This is a genomic window from Allobosea sp. P4_C6, assembly GCF_056402015.1.
In genome coordinates this window covers 16,567-38,621 of sequence record NZ_JBFUIF010000040.1, presented here as the reverse complement: position 1 = coordinate 38,621, position 22,055 = coordinate 16,567, and the positions used below count along the sequence as shown (strand labels likewise).

The following is a 22,055-nucleotide window of genomic DNA, read 5'->3' as shown; positions in this document are numbered from 1 at the left end:
ACAATACCCGGCGCCCGCACTCCTCGCTCGGCTACAAGCCGCCAGCACCGGTCGCTGTGGTCTGGCCGCCTACGAAAACCCAACCCGCTTCGCCGGCCATCTCAACCGTGGCCGACAAGCCCACCATGCATTAGATTAGAACCGGGCCACCTGATGGGGGCAGGCCACAGCCGGCGTCCGGCAGCGCGGGGCTTTCGCACCGAGGCCGCGCCCATTCTGAGCTATTCCAGTATCACAGAACGGAAATCATCCCTCCGTCGACATATATGATTTGCCCATTGATGTAATTCGACGCGGGTGCAGCAAGAAATACCGCCGTCCCAATCAACTCGTCGGGCCTGCCCCAACGTTTTGACGGCGTGCGGCTCTTTACCCACGCATCGAACGCTGGATTGTCGATCAGCGCCTGGTTCATATCTGTCAGCATGTAGCCAGGGCCGATCGCATTGGCCTGGATGCCGTGCTCTGCCCACTCGGCCGCCATGGCCTGGGTCAGCATCTTGATGCCGCCCTTGGCGACGGTGTAGGGGGCGACGGTGGCACGTGCCAAGGCGCTGGTCAGCGAGCCGATGTTGATGATCTTCCCATGGCCGCGCGCGATCATCCGCTTCGCAGCTTCCCGTCCGATCACGAAGGCCGATGTCAGGTTCGTGTCGATCACGCGCTGCCAGTCCGCTGTCGCTAGTTCGACCATCGGCTTGCGGAACTGAATACCGGCGTTGTTGACGAGGATGTCGACGGTGACACCGGACGCGTCGAAGCCGGCGAAGGCATTTACGACCTGCTCCTCCGAAGTGACGTCGAATGCGGCAGGATTGGCCTCGAAGCCGGCCTGACGCATCTCCTGCACTGCGGCGCCGACACGGGCAGGGTCTGTACCGTTCACGAGGATGCTTGCGCCGGCCGCCGCAAGCCCTTCCGCCATTGCTCGCCCGAGGCCGCGCGAGGAGCCTGTGACGAGGGCGGTGCGACCAGTGAGATCGAAAAGCGGATTGGTCATCCCGGAATCCTCACAGGCTCGAACGGCGATGATGCAGGTCCGGACGTTCGAAGACTGCCGGCAGCAGCTCGACGCCCAGCCCCGGGGCCTCCATCGGGTAGACGTAACCGTCCTTGATGAAGGGCATCTCGGTGACGAGCTCCTTGTACCAGCCGGTGTAGAAGGCGCGTACCGATTCCTGGATCAGCGTGTTCGGCTGGCTGAAGGAGGCGTGGATCGCGGCGATGAAGCCGACCGGTCCGATGCAATCATGCGGCGCGAAGGGCCGGTGATAGGTCTCTGCCATCGCAGCGATCTTGCGCCCTTCGGTCAAGCCGCCGGTCCAGCAGAGATCGGCCATGACGACATGCATCGCATCGCGGTCGAGCATGTCCTTGTAAGGGAAGCGCGAGCCCAGCGTCTCGCTGGCCGTCACAGAGACCGTCGTAGAGCGCGCGAACTCGGCCAGCGCCTGCGGCGAGTTCATCCGGATCGGGTCCTCGTACCAGCTCGGCTCATACTGCTCGAGCACACGGGCGATCTTGATCGCGGTCGGCAGGTTCCAGAGCGAATGGAACTCGACCATGATCTCCATTTTGTCGCCGACGGCCTTGCGGATCTTTTCGAAGGGCTCGATCGCCTTCCGCATCTGCTCGGGTGTGATGTAGAGCCCCTGGTTCTCGATCGCCGGCGGATCGAAGGGCCAGATCTTCATCGCCGTGATGCCGCTTTCGAGCAGGCTCTCGGCGACGGCGTCGGCTCGGTTCATGAAGCCGTCGAGGTCTTCATAGGGGCCGCTGGTCTCGCCGAGATTCCACGTCGAGACCGGCTTGATGTTCTGCGAGCGGACGTAGCGATAGCCGGCGCAGGTGTTGTAGATGCGCTGCCGGTCGCGGCAGAGCCCGCCGAGCATCTGATGCACCGGCTGGCCGCAGACCTTGCCGAAGATGTCCCATAAAGCGATGTCGACCGCCGAGGTTGCGCGCGATTCGACGCCGGTCGAGGCCTGCGCCATCGGCAGGTTGGTCATTTCCTTGTGCAGCGCCTCGATATGCAGCGGGTTCTTACCCAGCAGGCGCATCGCAAGCGTGTCGTGCAGATGTGCCTCGACGGCGGCGGCGCCGTAGAAGGTCTCGCCGAGACCGACGATGCCGGCATCGGTGTGCACCCGCACCCACAGCACATTGGCGAACTCGTCCGTCCGCAGCGTTTCGATCGCGGTGATCTTCAAATCAGCCTCCCGGAGCTGCGCTCTTCGGCGAGACGAGCTCGGGAGCGCCTTGTTCGCTTGTCGCGGCCTGCCAAAGGGCGATGATGGCCGCGCAGTCTGGGACCATAGGAGTGCTTGTAAAATTTCACAACATGTTTATCGTTACGTTCAAGATGGCGCCGCTACAGAGCGCCACGCGGGAGGAACAGGGTCATGGCGAAGCGCCAGAGCCAGCCGCGGCTGGTTGCAGCCGACGACACGGCGACGCCGAAGCGGCAAAACCGCGTGAACCTGTTCGAGCTCGCCTATGGGCGCATCGAAGAGATGCTGGTGACCTGCGAGCTCAAGCCGGGCCGCTTTCTCGCGATGCAGGACCTGCAGGATCTGACCGGCTTCGGCCGCACGCCGATCCACAACGCGGTCAACCGGCTCGCAGCCGACACGCTGATCGTCATTCGCCCGCGCCACGGTTTGCAGATCGCTCCGATCGATCTGGCGCGAGAGCGGCTGCTGCTCAAGCTACGGCGCGATCTGGAGCGCTTCGTCATCGGCCTGGCGGCCGAGCGCGCGGGCCCCTCGCACCGCAACCAGATGCTGCACATGGAACGCCTGCTGCGCGAGCGCCGCGCCGGGCTCACTCTTGCCGAGTTCAACACGCTCGACCGGCGCATCGACCAGATGGTGCTGGCGGCGGCGGCCGAGCCCTTCCTGGAACATACGCTGCGCCCGCTGCACACGATCTTCCGGCGCATCGGCTTCATCTATCACAATTACATGCCCCATCGTGTCGGGCTGGAAGGCACCATCGACCACCATATCGCTGTGCTGAACGCGATCGCGACGCGTCATGGCGACCGGGCCGTCGCGGCCTCCGATGCGTTGATAGGCTTCGTCGATGGCATGTTCGACGAGATGGAGGCTGCGATCGACCCTTCCTTGCTGGATTGCAGCCTAGAGCCGCTGCTAAATACCTGACGTAAAGAGAGCCGCCGATCATGCGCATCGTCTTTCATGGTGAGAATGCCGCTTCCTTCAGCGAAGGCTTCGCCGGGCTGGTGGGATCGGACGCCGATATCCGTGTCCTCCCGGACCAACTCGAGGCCGAAGCCGATCGCCGTGCTTATGCCGATGCGGATGTCGTCGTCGGCGTGAAGTTCGATGCCACCTTGCCCGCCCTGACGAATCTGCGCCTGTTCCATGTGCCGGGGGCGGGCTATGACGCGGTCCAGCTCGACAAGCTCCCGTCCGAGACGAGCCTCTGCAACTGCTTCGGCCACGAGCAGGCGATCGCGGAATATGTGATGAGCGCCTTGCTGGCGCGGCACATTCCGCTCGCCGACGCCGATCAGCGTCTGCGCCGCGGCGACTGGGCTTATTGGGCGGGCGCGCCCGACCGGGTCCATGGCGAGATCGCCGGCAAGACCATCGGCCTGCTCGGCTTCGGGCATATCGGCAAGGCGATCGCACGGCGTGCCAAGGCCTTCGAGATGCAGGTCAACGTCGCCAATCGCAGCCCGGTCGCGACCTCCGAGATCGTCGACCGGTCTTTCACGCTCGACCGGCTCGACGCGTTCTGGGGTTCGGCCGACGCGATCGTTGTTTCGCTCCCGCTCACCCCGGAAACCCGAGGGATCGTCGGCGCTGACGCTTTCGCCGCGATGCGCCGCAATGCGGTCGTCTTCAACGTTGGGCGTGGCCCGTTGCTCGACGAGGCTGCGCTGTACGAGGCGCTAAAGCAGGAGCGCATCGCCGGTGCCGTGATCGACACCTGGTACCGATATCCCTCTTCCGAAGACGCGAATCCCCTGCCGGGCTCGTTGCCTTTTCATGAACTGCCGAACATCGTGATGACGCCGCATATGTCGGGCTGGACGAGCGGCACGATCCGCCGCCGCCAGCAGACCATCGCCGACAACATCCGGCGCTGTTTCGCCGGCGAGCCTCTGACCAACCTCGTGCGCGAGGGCAAAGCTGTCGCCTGATCTCCGATTTCCGAGCCGGACGCCAAGAAGCCGGCTGGGCCAACCGCGGACAATCCGCAAAAAGCAGGGAAGCGCACCATGGGTCTCTTCAAGCATTTCAGGGTTGCCGGCACTTTGCTGGCGCTGGGCGCCGGCATGCTGGCGGCAAGTCAGGCCTCGGCCCAGACGGTCACCGACATCATCAAGCGTGGCTCCGTCAAGATCGGCGTGCTGATCGGCGCGCCGCCATATGGCTCGGTCGACTCGCAGGGCAATGCGATCGGCTACGATGCCGACGTCATCGCGCTGATCGGCAAATATCTCGGCGTCAAGGTCGAGATGGTGCAGCTCACCCCGCCGGCCCGTATCCCGGCGCTGGAGGCCAACAAGGTCGACTTCCTCGTTGCGACGCTCGCCCCGACGCCCGAGCGTGCCAAGGCGGTGATGTTCTCGATTCCCTATAGCGCCTTCCAGACCGGCATCTACGCCAAGAAGAACGTCGCCATCAAAACCTGGGACGACCTGAAGGGCAAGAAGGTCGGCGTCAACCGCGGCTCCAGCGTCGAGCGCGAGTTCACCAGCCGCGAGAAGGAGCTGAACCTCACCATTCTGCGCTTCGAGGACGACGCGACCACGATGCAGGCGCTCTTCTCCGGCCAGGTCGAGGCCATCGCCGGCCCCGACGCCCAGGCCAACGCCGCCATGAAGGCGCGCGGCGAGACCGAGACCGAACTCAAATTCGTCTTCGGCATGCAGCCCAACTCGATGACGATGCGCAAGGACGCCTATGAGCTGCGCCAGTGGCTCAACAACTTCATCTACTACGTGAAGCAGAACGGCGAACTCGATGCGATCGCGCAGAAATGGGTCGGCAGCCCGCTGCCCCCGCTGCCGACCTTCTGATCCTACGCTCAAGCCGGCGTGCGTTCCAGCGCGCCGGCGATCCCTCTCGACCACCAGGGCCGAAGGAGCGCGCCGTTGCTCTTCCAAGACGTCTTTTCCAGATGGCCGATGATCCTGAACGGGGTCATGCTGACGACCGCGCTGTCCTTCATCGCGATCGGCCTCGGCCTCGTACTCGCGACGCTCATGACCGCGCTTCGCAGCCTCGCAGGCAGTTGGGCCGGCTACCTCGTGGATGCCTATGTCGAGCTGATGCGCAATACGCCCTTCCTGGTCCAGCTCTTCATGATCTTCTTCGGATTGCCTCAGATCGGCATCCGCATGAACGGGCTCGAGGCCTCGATCCTGGCGATGACGCTCAACCTTGCCGCCTACGCGACCGAGATCATTCGCGCGGGCGTCGACTCCATCCACAAGTCGCAGATCGAGGCCGGCATGGCGCTGGCGATGACCAAGCGCCAGGTCCTGCAGTATGTGATCCTGCAGCCGGCCTTCGCGCGTGTCTGGCCGGCGCTGTCGAGCCAGTTCGTGCTGATGATGCTGGCGTCCAGCATCTGCTCCTTCGTCTCGGTGCAGGAGCTCTCCGGCACGGCCGCGATCATCGAGCAGGATACCTTCCGCAGTTTCGAGACCTACATCGTCGTCACCATTATCTATCTGGTGCTGGCGCTCTCGCTGAAGCTGTTTCTGAACTGGCTCGGCCGGAAGCTCTTCCCGCAGGTCTCGGGCCTCGCGCGCCTCACCGAAGCGCATGGGGAGGCCGCCTGATGCAAACCTTCGGTTGGCCAGAGGCCTATTTCATCCTGCGTTCCGCCGGCTGGACGCTGGCGCTCACGGCAATAGCCTTCTTCATCGGCAGCATCCTCGGCGGCGCCTTCGCGATCATGCGCCTGTCCCGGGTCAAGCTGCTGCGCCAGTTCGCGGCCGGCTACATCCTGGTCGTCCAGTCGATCCCGGTCCTCATGGTGCTGTTCATGAGCTATTACGGGCTTTCGGCTGTTGGCATCGAATTGCCGCCTTTCTTCGCCGCCTCGGCCTCGCTGTCGATCTACGTCTCAGCCTATCTCGCCGAGATCTGGCGCGGCTCGATCGAATCCGTACCGCGTCAGCAATGGGAGGCTTCCGCCTCGCTGGCGCTGACCACGCCGCAGCAGTACCGCTACATCATCCTGCCGCAGGCGATCCGGATCTCGCTGCCGCCGACGGTCGGCTTCCTCGTCCAGCTCGTGAAGAACACCTCGATCGTCCAGGTCGTCGGCTTCGTCGACCTCATGCGTGCCGGCATGCTGGTCAACAACGCGACCTATCAGGCCTTCCAGATATTCACCCTGGTGGGCGCGATCTATTTCGCGATCTGTTTCCCGCTGTCCCGGCTCAGCCGCCATCTCGAAAAGGTGATGAATGCCAGCCGTTCTCATTGAAGACGTCCACAAGCGCTTTGGCTCGCTGGAGGTGCTGAAAGGCGTCTCGCTCAGCGTCGAGACAGGACAGGTCGTCGCCATCATTGGCCGCTCCGGCTCGGGCAAGTCGACGCTGCTGCGCTGCATCAACGGGCTCGAGACCTTCCATGCCGGCAAGATCGAGGTCGCCGGCCACACGACAACGCAGGACCCGACAAAGCTGCGCGAATTGCGCAAGGATGTCGGCATCGTCTTCCAGAGCTACAACCTGTTTCCGCACCTGACGGTCGGTCAGAACATCATGCTCTCGCCGCGCATCACCAAGAACGTCTCCCAGGCGGAGGCGCTTGCACTGGCAAAGGACGTGCTCGCGCAGGTCGGGCTCTCCGAGAAGTTCGACAGCTACCCCGACAACCTCTCCGGCGGCCAGCAGCAGCGTGTCGCCATCGCCCGCTCGCTGGCGATGAAGCCGAAGGTGATGCTCTTCGACGAGGTTACCTCGGCGCTCGACCCGGAGCTGACCGGCGAGGTGCTGATCGTCATGGAGAAGCTCGCCAAGGGTGGCATGACCATGCTGCTCGTCACCCACGAGATGAACTTCGCCCGGACCGTGGCCGACACCACGGTGTTCATGCATCAGGGGAAAATCTGGGAGCAGGGGGCGTCGAAGGCGCTGTTCGCAACCCCCCAGACCGCTGAGCTGGCGAACTTCGTCAGGGCTGGCGCTCATTGAGCGTCTTCGCTCCGCGTCGATGATTTGGCTCGGACCCTGGCGGAGCACAAACGATTCTGCTTCCGCAATGCGAAGGTGGATATTCCATAGGTGAGCTTCGAGCGTCCGCTTTCGGACGACGGCTCGATGGCGGCTGTTGGCGCCACTGCGCTTGCCACCTGATCGGGCGCAACGCCCCGGTTGGCAGTTCGCGTTGAGCCGCGGCGCATTGCTTCGATCTGGCTTGCGCAAGCCAGACATGTGTCGATGGCCTGAAAAGCCCTGATGCGCGCAACATCCTGGCCTGCCTGCTTATTCAGACGGGCGCGTTCCCCGGGCTCTTCGCCGATCGAATTCTTGTCGATGTTGAATGGTCCGGCGAAGCGGTGCTCGCGCTTCGGCCGGTCGAGATGCGCAGCGCAGCTATTGGCATCAAGCTGCAGATGGGCGCCGCACAGCATGTAGCGACGGCCACGTCTCGACGATATTGCGCTCGCCCTCAAATTGGTTCAACATTGGCTGAAATTGATCTGCATTGGCTGGACAAGGAATGCGACGGGCCATGATCATCGAAGACATCGCGTTCATCCCCTTGCAGGCGCAGCTTCCCCCCGGTCGCAGCTATGGAATGGCAAAGTCGCTCGCGAGCGCCCGGGCCACGACCCTGGTCCGCCTGCGCCTGTCCGACGGAACCGAAGGTGTCGGCGAATGCTGGGGCATGCCCACGGTAAATCTCGCCATGCTGCCACTGGTAAAGGGCTACCTGCTCGGGAGTCACGTGCTCGACATCGAGCATGTCTTCTCGCAGATGCTGGCTCGCCATTACCATTTCGGCGTCCAGGGTCCCCTGACCTGGAGCATTTCCGGCATCGACATGGCTGCCAAGGATGCGGCGGGCAAGGCGCTGGGCCTGCCGGTTCACCGCTTGATCGGCGGCAAGCAGGCTTCCCAGGTGCCGATCTATGCGTCTGGCGGTTATCTGACGGAGAATAGCGAGCGCGATTTCGAGCCGCAGATCGAAGCGATGGCGAAGGCGGGCCATCGCTCGATCAAGATCAAGATCGGCGTGTCGCCGGCCAGCGACGAGCAGCGTGTCGCTGCGGCGCGCCAGATTCTAGGCCCCGATGTCGAGATCCTGGTCGACATCAACTCCAACTACACCCTCGATCTCGCGCGCGAGAGCATCGGCCGGCTCGTCCCCTACGGCATAGGCTGGGTCGAGGAGCCGCTCGCGCCTCAGGATTTCGCCGGCTATGAGGCGCTCCACCGCTGGAGTCCGGTCCCGATCGCCACGGGCGAGGCCCTCTACACCGCCTTCGACTTCAAACGCCTGATCGATCGGCGTGCTGTCGATGTCGTGCAGCCGGATCTCTCGCTCTGCGGTGGTTTCTGGCAGGGCCGTCAGATCGCCCAGCTCGCGATGATGGAGCATTTGCGCCTGTCGCCCCATGTCTGGGGCACCGGGGTCGGTTTGGCGGCGGCGGTGCATTTCGTCGCGTCGCTGCCGGTTTATCCCCATGGCGGCAATGTCCCGCGCCCGACGCTGGTCGAATATGATTTGGGCGACAACCCGTTGCGGGATTCAATCCTGGTCGATCCGCTCCAGCAGGTCGATGGCGTGATCGCCGTACCCGACGCGCCCGGCCTCGGTATCGAGATCGACTGGAATGCGGTGGATCGCCATGTCCTTCGCTGATGCAGTCGAACCTGATTCCACCGAGCTGGCGTCGAGGCCTGGCAGCGCCGGCACCGTGCTTGTCGCCGGCGGACTGGGCTTTGTCGGGTCTCATGTCGTCCGCGCCCTGATCCGTGCTGGGTATGCCCCGGTTCTGTTCGGGCCGGCCATGGCCGAGGACCGGCTTGCCGATGTCGCGGGCCGCTATCAGGTGTTCGAGGGCTCCATCGGCGATCGCGAGGCTCTCGACGCGGCCTTTGCCCGGTTCAAGCCGACGCAGGTGGTGTCCTGCGTGGCGCATAGCGTCGGCAAGCAGGGCCTGATGCGCGCCGGGGAAGCCGAGGCCGATGCCGCATTCGAGATCAATGTCGCCGGCCACGGCCGGCTCGTCGAGGCCGCGTGCCGCGCCGGCGTGAACCGCATCGTCTGGACCGGTTCCGCCGTGGTGTACGGCCCCGCATCTGCCTATGCGACCACGCATGTCAACGAAGACGATGTCTCGGCTCCGACCACCGTCTACGGCGTGACGAAGCAGATGGCGGAGGTGCTTTCCGAGTTCCTGATGCGCCGGCACGGCGTCGAGATCGTCAGCATGCGCCTGCCGCTGATCCTCGGCCCCGGGCTCTGGTATCAAGGCGCCGCGAGTTCGATCTCCGAGGTCTTTGCGGCGGCACGCGAAGGGCGCCCGGCGCATGTGACGTTTCACGACCACCCCGTCGACCTGATGCATGTCGTCGACGCGGCGGCGGCGATGCTGACGGCGCTGCGCCATAGCGGGCCGGTCCGGCCGGCCTATAACATCAAGGGGTTCGAGGCGAGCATCCTCGACATCATCGAGGCCGTCCGGGCGAGGCGACCGGGGGTCGAGATCGGGTTCGAGCGCATCGAGCCGGCACTGCTGTTGCCGCTGAGCGACGGCAGTCGGTTCGTGTCCGAGACCGGCTTCGGACCGCGCTACGACCTTGACGGCCTCGTCGAAGATCTTCTCGCGCCAATTCCGGGACAAGCCCATGATTGACCAGCGTCTTGCCGAGCTCGGTATCGAGCTGCCGGAGGCTGCCTCGCCTTCGTTCAACTACGTACCGGTGACGCTGCACCGGGGCGTCGCCTATGTCGCGGGTCAGCTTCCCAAGGTTGACGGCGAGGTCAAGGTCAGAGGCAAGGCCGGCGCCGGGGTCTCGCTTGAAGCCGCTCGCGCCGAGGCGCGTATCTGTATCCTGCAGGGACTGGCCTGCTTGAAGCAGGCGTTGGGCAGCCTCGATCGGATCGAACGCGTCCTGAAGGTGACGGGCTTCGTCGCGTCGGCTCCCGGCTTCAACGACCAGCCGAAGGTTCTCGACGCCGCCTCCGACCTGCTCGGCGAAATCCTGGGCGAGGCCGGCCGCCACGCGCGCTCTGCCGTCGGGGTTGCCGAACTGCCGCGCGATGCGGCCGTCGAGATCGAGCTGGTAGTGGCCTATCGCGACTGAGCTTCTCGACATGGGGTACCGGCCAACGGGCGCCCGGCCATCCCAGGATCTCAGCAGATCCGAACCGGAGCCCGGTGAGGGGAAAACAACAATGTCGGATTCGGATCTCTTTGGCGGCGTCGACCGCCGCAGCCTGCTGCTGGCCCTCGGAGGATTTATTGCCACGGCGACCTTCGCCGGTTCGGCCGCCGCGGCCGAACTCTACGGGCCGAAGCCCACGGGCGCGAAGACGGGTGGAACCCTCAACATGGGTCTGCTCGTCGAGCCTCCGGGACTCGACCCGTTTCATCAGGCGGCCGATGCGCGCATCCGGCTGACGGTGTTGATCTATCAGGGGCTGTTCTACGAAAGCCCCGACGGCACCGCCATGCCGCTGCTCGCCGAAGGTTTCGACCTGTCTGCCGACCGGCTGGTCTATACCGTGCGCCTGCGCAAGGGCGTGAAGTTCCATGGCGGCCAGACGATGACCGCGAAGGACGTCGCCTACAGTTACAACTATATTCGGGACCCGAAGAACGGCTCGCCCGGGGCCGGCGATTTCGCCATGATCACGGCGATCGACGCCGTCGATGACGCGACGGTCAAGATCACGATCTCGGCGCCCAACGCGGCACTGCCGATGACGCTCGGCAACAAATACGGCGGCGTCGTCCCGGCCGGTTATTTCGATGCGGCCGATGCGAAAACCAAGCTGAACCAGACGAGCGTCGGCACCGGGCCGTTCAAGCTGGCCGAGTTCAAGCCCAACAGCAATGCCACCCTGGTCCGCAACCCGGATTACTGGGAGCCGGGCGTTCCTTATCTCGACCGGATCAACTTCATCTTCGTTCCGAATGCTGCGAGCCTGCTCGTCGGCCTGCGCAACAAGCGCATCGACATCGCGACGCTGAGCCGCCCGCAGGACGTCAAGCAGGTCGAAGGTGTGGCCGGGCTCGTTGTCGAGCGGAAGCCGTCCTTCAACCAGAAGGCCATCGATCTCGGTGCCGAGCTCAAGCCGCTCGACGATGAACGCGTTCGCCGCGCCATCGCCTTGGCGGTGGACAAGGACGAGATCATGCGCGCTTCGATCRGCGGGCTCGGCAACGTGGTCGGCACCATGGTCGCCGGCATGCAGGAGAGCTGGGGCGCGCCGCTCGACAAGCTGCCAAACCAGAAGCTCGACATCGCCGCCGCCAAGAAGCTGCTGGCCGAGGCCGGCCATCCCGACGGGTTCGATCTCACCCTGACCTCGATCATCGGCTACGACTGGATGGACGCCGCCAGTGTGATCCTGCGTGAGCAGCTCGCCAAGGTCGGCATCAGACTCTCGATCCAGCGCGTCGAGCTGGGCGTCTGGGTCAAGAATTTCCAGTCGAAGCAGATGGGCTTCACCTTCAACGACTGGGCGACGGTTCCGGACCCGAACCTGCTGTTCTACCGGCACTTCCACAAGGCGCCGGAAGGCGCCGATTTCCGCAACTGGAAGAATGACGAAGCCAGCAAGCTGCTCGACGAGGGGCGTGCCGAGAGCGATCCGGCAAAGCGCCGTGAGATCTATACACGCTATCAGCAGGTGATGGCCGAAAGCGTGCCGACGATCATGCTGTTTTCGGCCGACCATGTCGTCGTCAGGGGCGAAAGGGTGCACAACTACGATCAGCATCCCACCGGCTGGTATTACGGCCTGGCGCGCGCCTGGGTCGGCTGATCCCGCCCGCATCCGGCGCCGCATGGCGTCGCCTGCAACGCCGGCGCGGCCTCCAACTCCGCGCCGGCCATTCTTCCTGTCTTGAAATCCGCGGAGTCCGATGGGCGCTTATCTCGCAAAACGACTGGCAGCCTCTGCCGTCACGGCGCTGCTGGCGTCGATGGTGGTGTTCCTGCTGGTGCGGTCGGTGCCCGGTGACGTGGTCGGCCAGATGCTCGGCCAAACCAGCGATCCGATCGCGACCAAGGCACTGCGCGAGTTCTTCGGCCTCGATCAACCGGTCTGGCGGCAATATCTCGGCTGGCTCGGGCATGTCCTCACCGGCGATTTCGGCACCAGCTGGACGCGCGGGCAGCCCGTCCTCGGCATGATCGGCTCGGCGCTCGCGGTAACCGTTCAGCTGGCCTTCACCACCCTCATTCTGGCGACGCTGATCGGCGTCCCGCTCGGCATTCTCTCCGCCATCTACGAAGGCCGCGCGCTCGACCGCGCGGTCCAGGCCTTCAATCTGCTCGGCCTGGCCGCGCCGGTGTTCTGGATCGGTCTCATGCTGCTGGTCGGCATGTCGGCCGGCTTCGATTGGTCGCCCCCGCTGATGTACGTGCCACCGACCGAAGCCTTGGGCGAAAACCTTTCGATGATCGCCCTTCCGGTGCTGAGCCTCGCTTTGCTGCAGGCTGCCGCCTACAGCCAGTTCGTGCGGCAGAGCATCGTCTCCGCCCTCGGGCAGGACTATGTGCGGACCGCGACCGCCAAGGGCGTCCCCACGCGGACCATCTTCTTCACCCATCTGCTGCGCAACATCGCGATTCCGCTGGTGACGTTCATGGGCCTGATCCTCATCCAGATTCTGGGGGGTGCCGTCATCATCGAGAGCCTGTTCGCGCTGCCGGGACTCGGCAGGTTGTTGCTGTCGTCGATCGAGACGCGGGACTATCCCGTGCTGCAGGCCGGGCTGCTGGTCGTGGTCGTGGTGGCCATGCTGGTCAATCTGCTTGTCGATCTCTCCTACCGGATCATCGATCCACGCGTCCGGCTGGGTTAGTCCGACATGAGCACCTCACCAACCTTTCCTTCCTTCCGCGCCCGCTTGTCGCGCCTCGTTCTGCGCGCGCGCCTCGAGCCGGACCTGGCTCTCGGCGTGGTTCTGCTCGCCTTCGTGCTGCTGGTCGTGCTGTTTCCGAGCCTGTTCACCAGCCATTCGCCGCTGGCGGTCAATGTCGACAGGGCGATGGAAGCTCCCTCGTCGGCTCATCCATTCGGGACRGACGATGTCGGCCGCGACGTGCTCGCCCGCGTCGTGCATGGCGCGCGCATGACCCTGTCGATCTGCGCCTCGGCCCTGGCTGCCGCGGCCTTGATCGGGGGCGCGCTCGGCATGATCTCGGGTTTCCTCGGCGGGCGCATCGACATGGTGCTCGGCCGGCTCGTCGACGTCATCCTGAGCTTTCCACCGATCATCTTCGGCGTGATGGTCACCGGCATCCTCGGCCCGAAGACCATCAACCTCGTCTTCGCCCTCACGGTCGTCTACGTGCCGCTCTTCTTCCGCATCGCCAGATCGGGAGCCATGGCAGAAGCCGGCATGACCTATGTCGAGGCAGCCCGCAGCCTCGGCCTGTCGCCGCGCCTGATTCTCATGCGGCACGTCGCGCGAAATGTCCTGCCCGTCATCCTCGTCCAGTGCATGGTGCTGTTTCCGCTCATGCTGCAGATCCAGTCCGCACTCGGATTTCTGGGTCTCGGCGTTCAGCCGCCGACGCCCGACTGGGGCGCGATCCTTCAGCAGGGCAAGGACTACATCCTGTTGGCGCCGTGGATGTCGGCCTTTCCGGGCCTCGCCATTCTGATCACGGCGCTCGCACTGATGCTGGTGGGCCGCGCCCTGCAGCGCCGGATGGACCGGCGCTGAACCAGCCGGGGCGTCAGCTCTCGCTGACCGACATCAGCGTGCGCAGGAGATAGCTGCTGATGAGGTCGCGCGCCTTGCTCGCGTCCCGGGCCTTCAAGGCGTCGATGATCGCGGCATTGTCGCGAGCGGCGGCCGCGCGCACGGCGCTGATCGGAAGCGGATGACCACCCGGTCGACCCCAACCTGCCTTGCGCCGCGACGCGATGATCCGCTCGAACACCGAGACGAGGAAGCCGTTTCGCGAAGCGCGGACGATGGCGAGGTGCAAGGCGTATTTGGCTTCCTTGAACTCGCTCCAGCTCGCGGCATTGCGAAGTGCTTCGAGATAGGTCGACAGCGCCGCGAGATCCTGCTCGGTCGCCCGTTCCGCGACCAGTTCGGCCAGTGTCGGCTCGAACATCAGGCGGGCCTCCAGCAGTTCGCCCAGGCTGAAATCGGGTTCGGCGTTCGCTTCCGCGCTGGTCTTCGACTGGCTTCGGGCCACGAAAGTGCCCCGCCCGACATGGCGGATGATCAGCCCTTCGTCGGCGAGCTGGTTCATCGTCTTGCGCACGGTGTTGCGGGCGGCGCCGAAGCGCGAAGCGAGCGCCCTTTCGGTCGGCAGGCGCGCGCCCGTCCGCAACTGTCCCTCGACGATCGAGCTGCGCAGGCTCTGGTAGATGGCATGACTGTCCGAATCGGATTTCAGCCGCGCGCTGGGCTCGTCCGGTTGTCTTGCCAGGTGCTCGATCATGTTTGGTCTGGTTTGGTCCCGCCAATTCTCGAATATCGATACCTCATTCTCGCCAGATGTTCAAAAGGCGTGATCGACCGAGGCGGTGCGGAAAAATCGATGGCCATTGGTTGTAATTGGGTGATATTGGTTAAGGATTGAACCGGTTTCATGCAGGGAAGCGTTGTTATGGGCGAGCGAATGGCACGGACGGGCGCGCAGCTGCTGGTGGATTGCCTTGCCTTGCAGGCGGTGGACCGCGTCTTCTGCGTGCCGGGCGAGAGCTACATCGCCGTGCTGGATGCCTTGCACGACAAGCGCGACGAGATCGAGCTGATCGTCTGCCGCCAGGAGGGCGGGGCGGCAAACATGGCGGAGGCTCACGGCAAGCTGACCGGTCGTCCCGGCATCTGCTTCGTGACACGCGGGCCTGGAGCGACGAACGCATCGATCGGCGTCCACACCGCTTTCCAGGACTCGACGCCGATGATCCTGTTCATCGGCCAGGTCGGGCGCGATTTCGCCGACCGCGAGGGCTTCCAGGAAGTCGACTTCCGAGCGATGTTCGCGCCGTTGGCGAAGTGGGCGGCGCAAATCGACGACCCCGCGCGAATCCCCGAATATCTGCATCGTGCCTTCCAGACGGCGATGGCCGGACGGCCCGGACCCGTCGTTCTGTCGCTGCCGGAAGACATGCTCAGCGCGGTCGTCGAAGGTGAAATCGACCTGGGGCGGCGGGCCGACCCGCTGCCGGCCGCGCCCCGCTCGGATCAGGTCGCCGATGCCATGGCGATGCTGGCGAAAGCCCAACGGCCGATGGTGATCGCGGGCGGCGGCGGCTGGACCACGCAGGCCGGGCGCGACCTCGTCGCCTTCGCCGGCCGCAACCACGTGCCGGTCGCGGTTTCGCTGCGTTGCCAGGATTATCTGCCGAACGCTGACACCTGCTTCGTCGGCCATTTCGGGATCGGGGCTGAGCCCAGTCTCGTCAGGCGCCTTGCCGAGGCCGATCTTCTGCTCGTCCTCGGTCCGCGGCTGGGGGAAATGACGACGGCGGGCTACACGCTCCTGGCCCCGCCGCGACCAGCCGCGAAGACGTTGGTTCACGTGCATCCCGATCCGGATGAACTCGGCCGGGTGTACCAGGCCGATCTGCCGATCAATGCCGCGGCCAGCACGACGATCGCGGCGCTTGCGGCGCAGGCGCCCATCGCGGCGCCGGCATGGGCCGAATGGGCGCGCGCGTGCCGCGCCGACTACGAGGCGAGCCTGGTCCCCACAGCGCAGCCCGGCCAGGTGAATCTGGGCGAGGTGATCGTGCAGCTTCGCGAGGCGTTCCCCGACGACACCATCATCTGTTCGGGAGCCGGCAATTACACCGGCTGGCTGCATCGCCACTGGCCCTTCTCCACCTACCGCACGCAGCTCGCCCCGACCTCGGGCGCCATGGGCTATGGTGTGCCGGCCGCGGTGGCGGCGAAGCTCGCCTTTCCGGAGCGCGAGGTGGTGTCGATCGCCGGTGATGGCTGCTTCATGATGAACGGGCAGGAGCTGGCGACGGCGGCGCAATATGGGCTGAAGATCGTGTTCATCGTCGTCAACAACGGCATGTACGGGACCATCCGCATGCACCAGGAGCGCCATTATCCGGCACGCGAAAGCGGCACGGCGTTGACGAACCCCGATTTCGTCACGCTGGCGCAGGCCTATGGCCTGCATGCGGAGCGCGTGGAAGCGACGGGCGATTTCGACGCGGCGCTGCAGCGCGCACGCAGCGCAGGCACCGGGGCACTCATCGAGCTGGTGACCGATCCGGAGGCGCTCTCCGTCCGCTCGACGCTTTCGAAGCTGCGCAGCAGCTCGTTGGAGCGTCTGGCCCGGACCGCTTGAAGGAATTGCAGTGCCATCGACCGGCAGAGGATGAAGATGTCTTCCGATCAGTTCTTCTGGTCCGCGCTCAGCGCGGAAGAGCACGAGCTCCAATACAATCCGCAGGCAGCGTTCCCGAATTTCAAGGACGCCCAGGCAGACCGGGCGCCGATCAATGCCGAAGCCTTGGCGCGGCTGGAACGCCATGCAGACCTGTCCTATGGCGAGCATGCTCTGCGCAAGGTCGACATCTATCCCGCGCCGCGGAAAACCGAGCCGAGCCCCGTCCATGTCTTCTATCATGGCGGCTATTGGCGCGCGCAGGACAAGGAGAACTTCGCCTTCGTCGCCGCTCCGCTGGTGGCGGCCGGGATCACCACCGTGATCGCGAATTACGAACTCTGCCCGGCTTCGACGCTTGACGGCGTGGCGGAATCCGCGATTGCGGCTCTGGCCTGGGTGAGACGCGAAGCACACCGTTTCGGTGGCGATGCCGGGCGCATCAGCCTGTCCGGGCATTCGGCGGGCGCCCATCTCGTTGCAGAATGCCTCGCGCATGACTGGGCGGCAGAGGGCGTCGATCCGGCCTTCGTCAGCGGCGCGGTGCTCATCAGCGGGATCTACGATCCGCGGCCGGTCATGCCGACCAGCGTCAATGCGGATGTGCGCCTGACGGAAGAGATCGCAAAACGCCGCGATGTCGAGCGGCGGGGCGTGCGTGTCAGATGTCCGGTCACCGTCTTCGTGGGCGGCCTCGAGCCATGGCATTGGATCGATCAAAGCTACCGCTACTCGCATCATCTCCATCGCAGCGGCATGAATCCGGAAGTCCACACGCTGCCGCGCTGGGGCCATTTCGACATCCTGAACGAGTTCCGTGAACCGGGAAGCCCGATCCTCGAGGCGGTCGTCGGACAGTCCCGCTGATCTCTCGGAGGCTCGGCGCGCGCAACACGGGTAAGGACGGACGAATGGCTCGCCGATACAGACTAACCGCCTACGATATCGGCGCGCCGGCCACTTGCAGGCTGGAGCGCGACAATATCGCCTTCGCGTTCGCGCAGGCGGGAGAAGTTGTGATTGGCGACTGCCGGTTTGCTGAAGGGGACGGCGGGTTCGCGCGCCCGGGAGATCTCGTTGCCAGCTCCGGCTGTGCCTGGCTGTTCGAGCTGACGCCTGAGGGTTCTGTCATACGCGAAGGCAACGGATTGTCGCCGGTGCTGTCCCGCATCGTCACCTTGCCCGAGGGTGACTTCATGCTCCGTGCGGATCGTGTCGGATCCGGAGCGGGAGCGAGAACGCCCGCTCATCGCCACCGTGGCCCAGGCATTCGCAGGCTGCTGACGGGATTGCTGCTCGCCGATGTCGGCGACCAGCTCGACCGCGTCGGGCCCGGACAGGCCTGGTTCGAAAGCGGGCATGAGACGGTCATCGGGACGAATATCAGCGGCGCCGAAAACGTTTTCGTTCGCGTGATGCTGCTGCCGACCGCGCTTGCCGGCGGCGAAAGCTCGTTCATCCCCGCCAATCCGGAAGAAGCCGCAAAGCCGCGCGCCGTCAGACTTCATCTATTCGGCGAGTGCCTGTTGGCACCGACGGCATAACGCCGAACCTGCCGAGCGTAGCGACCGCAGGCCCTTGGTCAAACCGTAGCATCGCGCTCAGCTGATTTGAGACAGACCCGACAAATGCCTCGGAGGGAGGTTTCCACCTCGTTGGCGTCCAGCGCTCCCTTGAGATCCATTGCTGGATCAGACGCTTGTGACAGCCAGCCCAGCACGAGGATGGTCGACGGCATATGACGGCGAAGGCGCTTGATGGCATATTTCATGTGAGCCGTACTCTGCGCACCGAGATAGCAAAGGCAGATCAGGGCCGGCTTCTGTTCAGCGAGTTGAGCAAGCCCCTCCGCTGACAGCGTGCTCGGCGGAAGAACCTTCGCGGCCAGGCCGTGCTTCTCCATGATCTGATTCAGCATCAGCGCAGCCGCCTCATCGAGCTGCGACTGTGCGCCGATACAGATTACGCGATCTCGGCCCTTGAAGGCCTCGCCCAGCGCCTCCTCGGCGAGCACGGGCAGATCGGAGGTTCCTTCGCTTTCATCTGTTTGTTCGACGGCCGCCTCGCTCTCCGCATCGGTTGTTGCAGCGGTGGGTCCTGGTCGCCGGTCGTCGTGGTCCGACAGATCGTCGACGACCTCGCGCACGGTCGCGAGAATCTGGTCTCGACGACTTGCGTCGAGAACGCCGCGCGCCTCGTCCGCCGCGGCGAGACGTAGGCCTTCGAGCGCGACTTCATCGTAGTATGCGGAAAGCGAGCGTTCCTTCAGCACCTCCTCGGCCTTGTCGGCCGCTTCTGCCGGGTCCCCTGCGAGGATGCGCTGATAAAAGATCTCCGGTGCCGAAAGCGGCGGTCGGTCACCCAACATGACGTCCAGGAACTCCAGCCGTTCGACGTGCCGGCCGAGAACCACGAGGCACACCGTCAACGGCGTCGCCAGAACGAGTCCGATGGGACCCCATAGCCAGGTCCAGAATGTCGCCGCGACGACGATGGCGACGGGCGACAGGCCGGTGGAGCGGCCGTAGGCCAACGGTTCGATCACATGGCCGACAATCGGTTCTGCGATCAGGAACAAGCCGGCCGTCAGCAGGAGCATCGTCCAGCCGGGATCGACCGATGCCGCGATCACCATTGGAAAGACCGCTGAGAGAACCGCTCCGAGGTAAGGTATGAACCGAAGGATTGCTGCAAGGATGCCCCATAGCAGTGAGCTGGGAACACCTATGGCCCAAAGGCCGCAACCGATGACGATGCCGAACACCGCATTGACGATCAGTTGAGTAAGGAACAGCCGGCTTAGACGTCTGGCCGCGTCGTCGAATGCGGCGGTGGTCTTTTGCAAGTCGTGGGTGCCGGTCAGCCGTATGAAGCGGTTTCGAAGATCTTCCCGCTTCAGAAGGATGAAGATCACAAAAATCAGCACGATTCCCGTCGTGGTGAGCGGATGGATCAGCGGCGACAGAAATGCCTGCAGCGTTTCCATCGCGCCGGGCTCAGGTTGGTGCACCTCGACGGGAATCGGACGGCCCTCCCGAGCGCCCGCGGGCGGCTCGTTGGCAGGGKGGAGTTCCGGCTTGGGACGATCAAGTTCCTTGCCCAGGTCTTGCAGGACATCCGCAGCCCGGCTGAGAACTCCGCTGCCGGCTTCCGAACCTTTCAGCGCGGCGATCTTCGCGCGCATCGTGCTCTGGTAGATCGGCAATTGACCGGCCAATTGCGTCGCCTGGCCGACCATGGCCATGGTCAGGATGGCCAGTCCCGCGAATGCTATCAGGACAACCGTGATGACCGCCAGGGCACGTGGGACGCGGAGCTTCTGCAATCCTTTGACCAGCGGCGCCAGGACAAAACTGAACAGGACCGCAAGCGCCACCGGGACGAAGACCTCTCGTCCGAAATACAGCGCGGCAATGATAAACGCTCCAATGGCAAGGCTGGCGACGCCGTCGCTGGGCGACTTCGCTGCTGCACTCGGGGTAGCCGATGAAGTCACGATCTCGCGCATCTTTCATTTTCCTTGGACCGCGATGTCGGCTCACCATCCGACGGGAAAGATCTCACGATGCAGGCTGTCAGCCTCTACTTGGTCTCTGTTTTGTTCGATTGAGATGGGGCCTCTTGTGATGAATGTGGGGTGAAGCGGAATCTGAGCGCGGACTGTCTTCGACCAACCATGAGAACCCGAAACCGAGCGGAACGCCCTGATTGTCCCGTAAGTCAATTCTTTGGCTTGTTCGGTGGAGCAGAGTCGCCAGCCGGAACCGACCAGGTCGCGGTCCACGTCTCGCTCAATGTTCGATTTCGCGATCTGAGGAAGATTCTGAGTTCGGCCGATTGGCCGTCAGGCAGGGTCGCATCGACAATCGCGCGCACCCCCTTGAGCGGCGTGTTGAACGCAAGGATTTTGGAAGTAATCGCGCCGCTCGTCGTCGTGGCGACGAGCTCCAATCGCTCTGGCTCGTTCCGGTAGTAGGCGAGGTCGCCCCCGGCAAAATCGATGATGAATCGCTTTGTGCCGTTGCCATCCACCACACCATCTTCGACATCAGAGCCATTGAAGCTCTGTTGCGCCTGCGCGTAGGGGTGCAGATGCCATGTCGCCGATATCGCAGAAATGCGATACCGGAATTCGGCGGGCCGTCCGATGGGCAGGGGCGTGTTTGGGGTCCAGCACGCAACCACATTGTCGAACGCTTCGTTCACCGTCGGGATTTCGATGAGATCGATCCGGCCATCCCCCCAATCTCCCTGCGGCTGCACCCAGTAACTCGGCCGCGCATCGTATCGCGCTTCCAGATCCTGATAGCTGCCGAATTCCCGGTCGCGTTGCATGAGGCCGAAGCCGCGCGGGTTCTTGTCGCCAAAGCTCGATATGCGCAGCGCCTTTGGATTGCGGATGGGCCGCCAGATCCATTCGCCCCCGCCGGACTGCATCATCAACCCATCGGAGTCGTGAATTTCAGGCCGGAAATCTGTTCGCTGGGCCAGATCGCCCTCGCCAGCCTGAAACATGGATGTCAGCGGTGCGATGCCGATCCGCGCGATCTCCTTGCGAGGAATGATCGTCGCGGTCACATCCACATAGGTTTCCCGGCCTGGGGTGACGACGTAGCGATAAGCTCCAGTGACCGAAGGAGAGTCCAGGAGTGCGTAGATCACGAGTTCGGTCGTTTCGCGCCAGGGCTCCTCGAGCCAGAGCGCCCGCATGAACGGGAACTCCTCGGGCTGCTTCCCGCCGACATCCAACGCCAAAGAGCGAGCCGAAAGCCCATACCGATGCCCCCGACCGATCAGACGAAAATAGCTCGCGCCCAGGAAGGAGATGACCTCGTCCTGCACCTTTGGGTCGTTCAGATTGGTCGTCACGGCGAAACCCGCAAAACCGAGCGCCGGCGAAAGCCCCTTGGGAACCGGCACCTTGCCGTATTCGAATAGCCCGGTCGTGAACGGTATCGGGACTGCCGTGCCGTGATTGATGATGTGAATCTGGACCGGCTTGTTGTGAAGAAAACCAAGATGGAAAGGCAGGAGCCGGAAATCCGAGCCACCATCGCGCCAGAACGCCTTGTCGCGACGAAAGCGGATTTCCCGGTAGCTGTCATAGGTCAGCTTCGATAATTCGGCCGGAATCGCGGCGCTTTCGGCATCGAAAGGCCGCTCCGCCAGCGCCAATGCTTGCTGAACGACGTTTTCGTAGCCGAAGCCTTTCCTGGCATCGGCCGTCGATTGAGCCTCCGCTGGGCGGTATCCCATCGCCCAGGCGCTGGACAGCAAGGCGAGGATCCTGCGACGGGACGGTGTGGACACGACAGACTCCTGACCCCGGGAAGGATAACGACCACGCTACGGGTAAGCCTCCAACTGCAGCGAGGTTTCCGGGTTCCAGACGAGCCATTGCGGCCACGCATCCGGAGGTCCGCAATGTCCGCTTCTGGTACCTGAAGGAGGCGGGACCCGGGGGCTTGTAAACTGAGACACTCGCCCTTTTGGGCGGTCGCGTTGA

Annotated in this window: 21 protein-coding genes and 1 pseudogene; 16 read left to right on the top strand and 6 right to left on the bottom strand. The window is 64.2% G+C overall.

The window, feature by feature from the left end; genetic code table 11:
• Window positions 1-134, top strand: a pseudogene (locus AC1DVA_RS21795) (IS3 family transposase); the annotation flags it as partial.
• Window positions 135-232: 98 nt separating this feature from the next.
• Here the strand turns inward: AC1DVA_RS21795 and AC1DVA_RS21790 are convergent.
• Window positions 233-1,000, bottom strand: a complete 768-nt coding sequence (locus AC1DVA_RS21790) for an SDR family oxidoreductase (protein WP_476807255.1) — start codon at window positions 998-1,000, stop codon at window positions 233-235.
• 10 nt (window positions 1,001-1,010) lie between these two features.
• On the bottom strand, window positions 1,011-2,210 hold the full coding sequence (locus AC1DVA_RS21785) for a mandelate racemase/muconate lactonizing enzyme family protein (RefSeq protein WP_476807254.1): 1,200 nt from the start codon (window positions 2,208-2,210) through the stop codon (window positions 1,011-1,013).
• A 192-nt stretch (window positions 2,211-2,402) separates the two neighbouring features.
• Here AC1DVA_RS21785 and AC1DVA_RS21780 point away from each other — a divergent pair, with 192 nt between their 5' ends.
• The 6 genes from AC1DVA_RS21780 (at window position 2,403) to AC1DVA_RS21755 (ending at window position 7,186) form a co-directional block, all read left to right on the top strand.
• A complete protein-coding gene (locus AC1DVA_RS21780) occupies window positions 2,403-3,164 on the top strand; it encodes a GntR family transcriptional regulator (protein WP_476807253.1) in 762 nt (253 codons plus the stop codon).
• 20 nt (window positions 3,165-3,184) lie between these two features.
• Entirely contained in the window at window positions 3,185-4,171 is a 987-nt protein-coding gene (locus tag AC1DVA_RS21775) for a 2-hydroxyacid dehydrogenase (RefSeq protein WP_265053140.1), read from the top strand.
• A gap of 78 nt (window positions 4,172-4,249) precedes the next feature.
• Window positions 4,250-5,053 (top strand): transporter substrate-binding domain-containing protein, encoded by an 804-nt coding sequence (locus tag AC1DVA_RS21770; RefSeq protein WP_265053141.1) that lies wholly within the window; start codon window positions 4,250-4,252, stop codon window positions 5,051-5,053.
• Window positions 5,054-5,161: 108 nt separating this feature from the next.
• The gene (locus AC1DVA_RS21765; RefSeq protein WP_476807256.1) at window positions 5,162-5,821 is read left to right on the top strand and encodes an amino acid ABC transporter permease; all 660 of its coding nucleotides are present in this window, start codon (window positions 5,162-5,164) and stop codon (window positions 5,819-5,821) included.
• Window positions 5,821-6,474, top strand: a complete 654-nt coding sequence (locus AC1DVA_RS21760; RefSeq protein WP_265053143.1) for an amino acid ABC transporter permease — start codon at window positions 5,821-5,823, stop codon at window positions 6,472-6,474. Before AC1DVA_RS21765 ends, AC1DVA_RS21760 begins: the two co-directional genes overlap by 1 nt.
• Entirely contained in the window at window positions 6,455-7,186 is a 732-nt protein-coding gene (locus AC1DVA_RS21755) for an amino acid ABC transporter ATP-binding protein (RefSeq protein ID WP_476807252.1), read from the top strand. Before AC1DVA_RS21760 ends, AC1DVA_RS21755 begins: the two co-directional genes overlap by 20 nt.
• On the opposite strand, the gene AC1DVA_RS21750 is transcribed toward AC1DVA_RS21755, so the two are convergent.
• On the bottom strand, window positions 7,180-7,626 hold the full coding sequence (locus AC1DVA_RS21750; RefSeq protein WP_476807251.1) for a hypothetical protein: 447 nt from the start codon (window positions 7,624-7,626) through the stop codon (window positions 7,180-7,182). The genes AC1DVA_RS21755 and AC1DVA_RS21750 overlap by 7 nt on opposite strands.
• Before the next feature lie 101 nt (window positions 7,627-7,727).
• On the opposite strand from AC1DVA_RS21750, the gene AC1DVA_RS21745 reads away from it, so the two are divergent.
• From AC1DVA_RS21745 to AC1DVA_RS21720, 6 genes are all read left to right on the top strand, one after another.
• Window positions 7,728-8,861 (top strand): mandelate racemase/muconate lactonizing enzyme family protein, encoded by a 1,134-nt coding sequence (locus AC1DVA_RS21745; protein ID WP_476807250.1) that lies wholly within the window; start codon window positions 7,728-7,730, stop codon window positions 8,859-8,861.
• Window positions 8,848-9,858, top strand: a complete 1,011-nt coding sequence (locus AC1DVA_RS21740; protein ID WP_476807249.1) for an NAD-dependent epimerase/dehydratase family protein — start codon at window positions 8,848-8,850, stop codon at window positions 9,856-9,858. The genes AC1DVA_RS21745 and AC1DVA_RS21740 overlap by 14 nt, the downstream gene beginning before the upstream one ends.
• Window positions 9,851-10,309 carry a RidA family protein gene (locus tag AC1DVA_RS21735; protein WP_265053148.1) on the top strand — a complete coding sequence of 153 codons (459 nt, stop codon included), beginning with the start codon at window positions 9,851-9,853 and terminating at the stop codon, window positions 10,307-10,309. The genes AC1DVA_RS21740 and AC1DVA_RS21735 overlap by 8 nt, the downstream gene beginning before the upstream one ends.
• Before the next feature lie 91 nt (window positions 10,310-10,400).
• On the top strand, window positions 10,401-11,996 hold the full coding sequence (locus AC1DVA_RS21730; protein WP_476807248.1) for an ABC transporter substrate-binding protein: 1,596 nt from the start codon (window positions 10,401-10,403) through the stop codon (window positions 11,994-11,996).
• 100 nt (window positions 11,997-12,096) lie between these two features.
• Complete coding sequence (locus tag AC1DVA_RS21725; protein ID WP_476807247.1) at window positions 12,097-13,041, top strand: ABC transporter permease; 945 nt, start codon at window positions 12,097-12,099, stop codon at window positions 13,039-13,041.
• 6 nt (window positions 13,042-13,047) lie between these two features.
• Entirely contained in the window at window positions 13,048-13,908 is an 861-nt protein-coding gene (locus AC1DVA_RS21720) for an ABC transporter permease (protein WP_476807246.1), read from the top strand.
• A 13-nt stretch (window positions 13,909-13,921) separates the two neighbouring features.
• Here the strand turns inward: AC1DVA_RS21720 and AC1DVA_RS21715 are convergent, their stop codons facing one another.
• Window positions 13,922-14,641, bottom strand: coding sequence for a FadR/GntR family transcriptional regulator (locus AC1DVA_RS21715; protein ID WP_476807245.1), 720 nt, complete (start codon window positions 14,639-14,641; stop codon window positions 13,922-13,924).
• A gap of 168 nt (window positions 14,642-14,809) precedes the next feature.
• Here AC1DVA_RS21715 and AC1DVA_RS21710 point away from each other — a divergent pair, with 168 nt between their 5' ends.
• From AC1DVA_RS21710 to AC1DVA_RS21700, 3 genes are read left to right on the top strand one after another with little or no spacing between them, the layout of a single operon-like run.
• Window positions 14,810-16,510, top strand: coding sequence for a thiamine pyrophosphate-binding protein (locus AC1DVA_RS21710; protein ID WP_476807244.1), 1,701 nt, complete (start codon window positions 14,810-14,812; stop codon window positions 16,508-16,510).
• 36 nt (window positions 16,511-16,546) lie between these two features.
• Window positions 16,547-17,416 (top strand): alpha/beta hydrolase, encoded by an 870-nt coding sequence (locus AC1DVA_RS21705; protein ID WP_476807243.1) that lies wholly within the window; start codon window positions 16,547-16,549, stop codon window positions 17,414-17,416.
• A gap of 44 nt (window positions 17,417-17,460) precedes the next feature.
• On the top strand, window positions 17,461-18,093 hold the full coding sequence (locus tag AC1DVA_RS21700) for a hypothetical protein (protein ID WP_476807242.1): 633 nt from the start codon (window positions 17,461-17,463) through the stop codon (window positions 18,091-18,093).
• Between the two features lie 38 nt (window positions 18,094-18,131).
• Here the strand turns inward: AC1DVA_RS21700 and AC1DVA_RS21695 are convergent, their stop codons facing one another.
• A complete protein-coding gene (locus AC1DVA_RS21695; protein WP_476807241.1) occupies window positions 18,132-20,057 on the bottom strand; it encodes an AI-2E family transporter in 1,926 nt (641 codons plus the stop codon).
• 212 nt (window positions 20,058-20,269) lie between these two features.
• Window positions 20,270-21,859: an OpgD/OpgG family glucan biosynthesis protein gene (locus tag AC1DVA_RS21690; RefSeq protein WP_476807240.1), complete on the bottom strand. Its 1,590-nt coding sequence runs from the start codon at window positions 21,857-21,859 to the stop codon at window positions 20,270-20,272.
• Window positions 21,860-22,055: the final 196 nt, after the last annotated feature.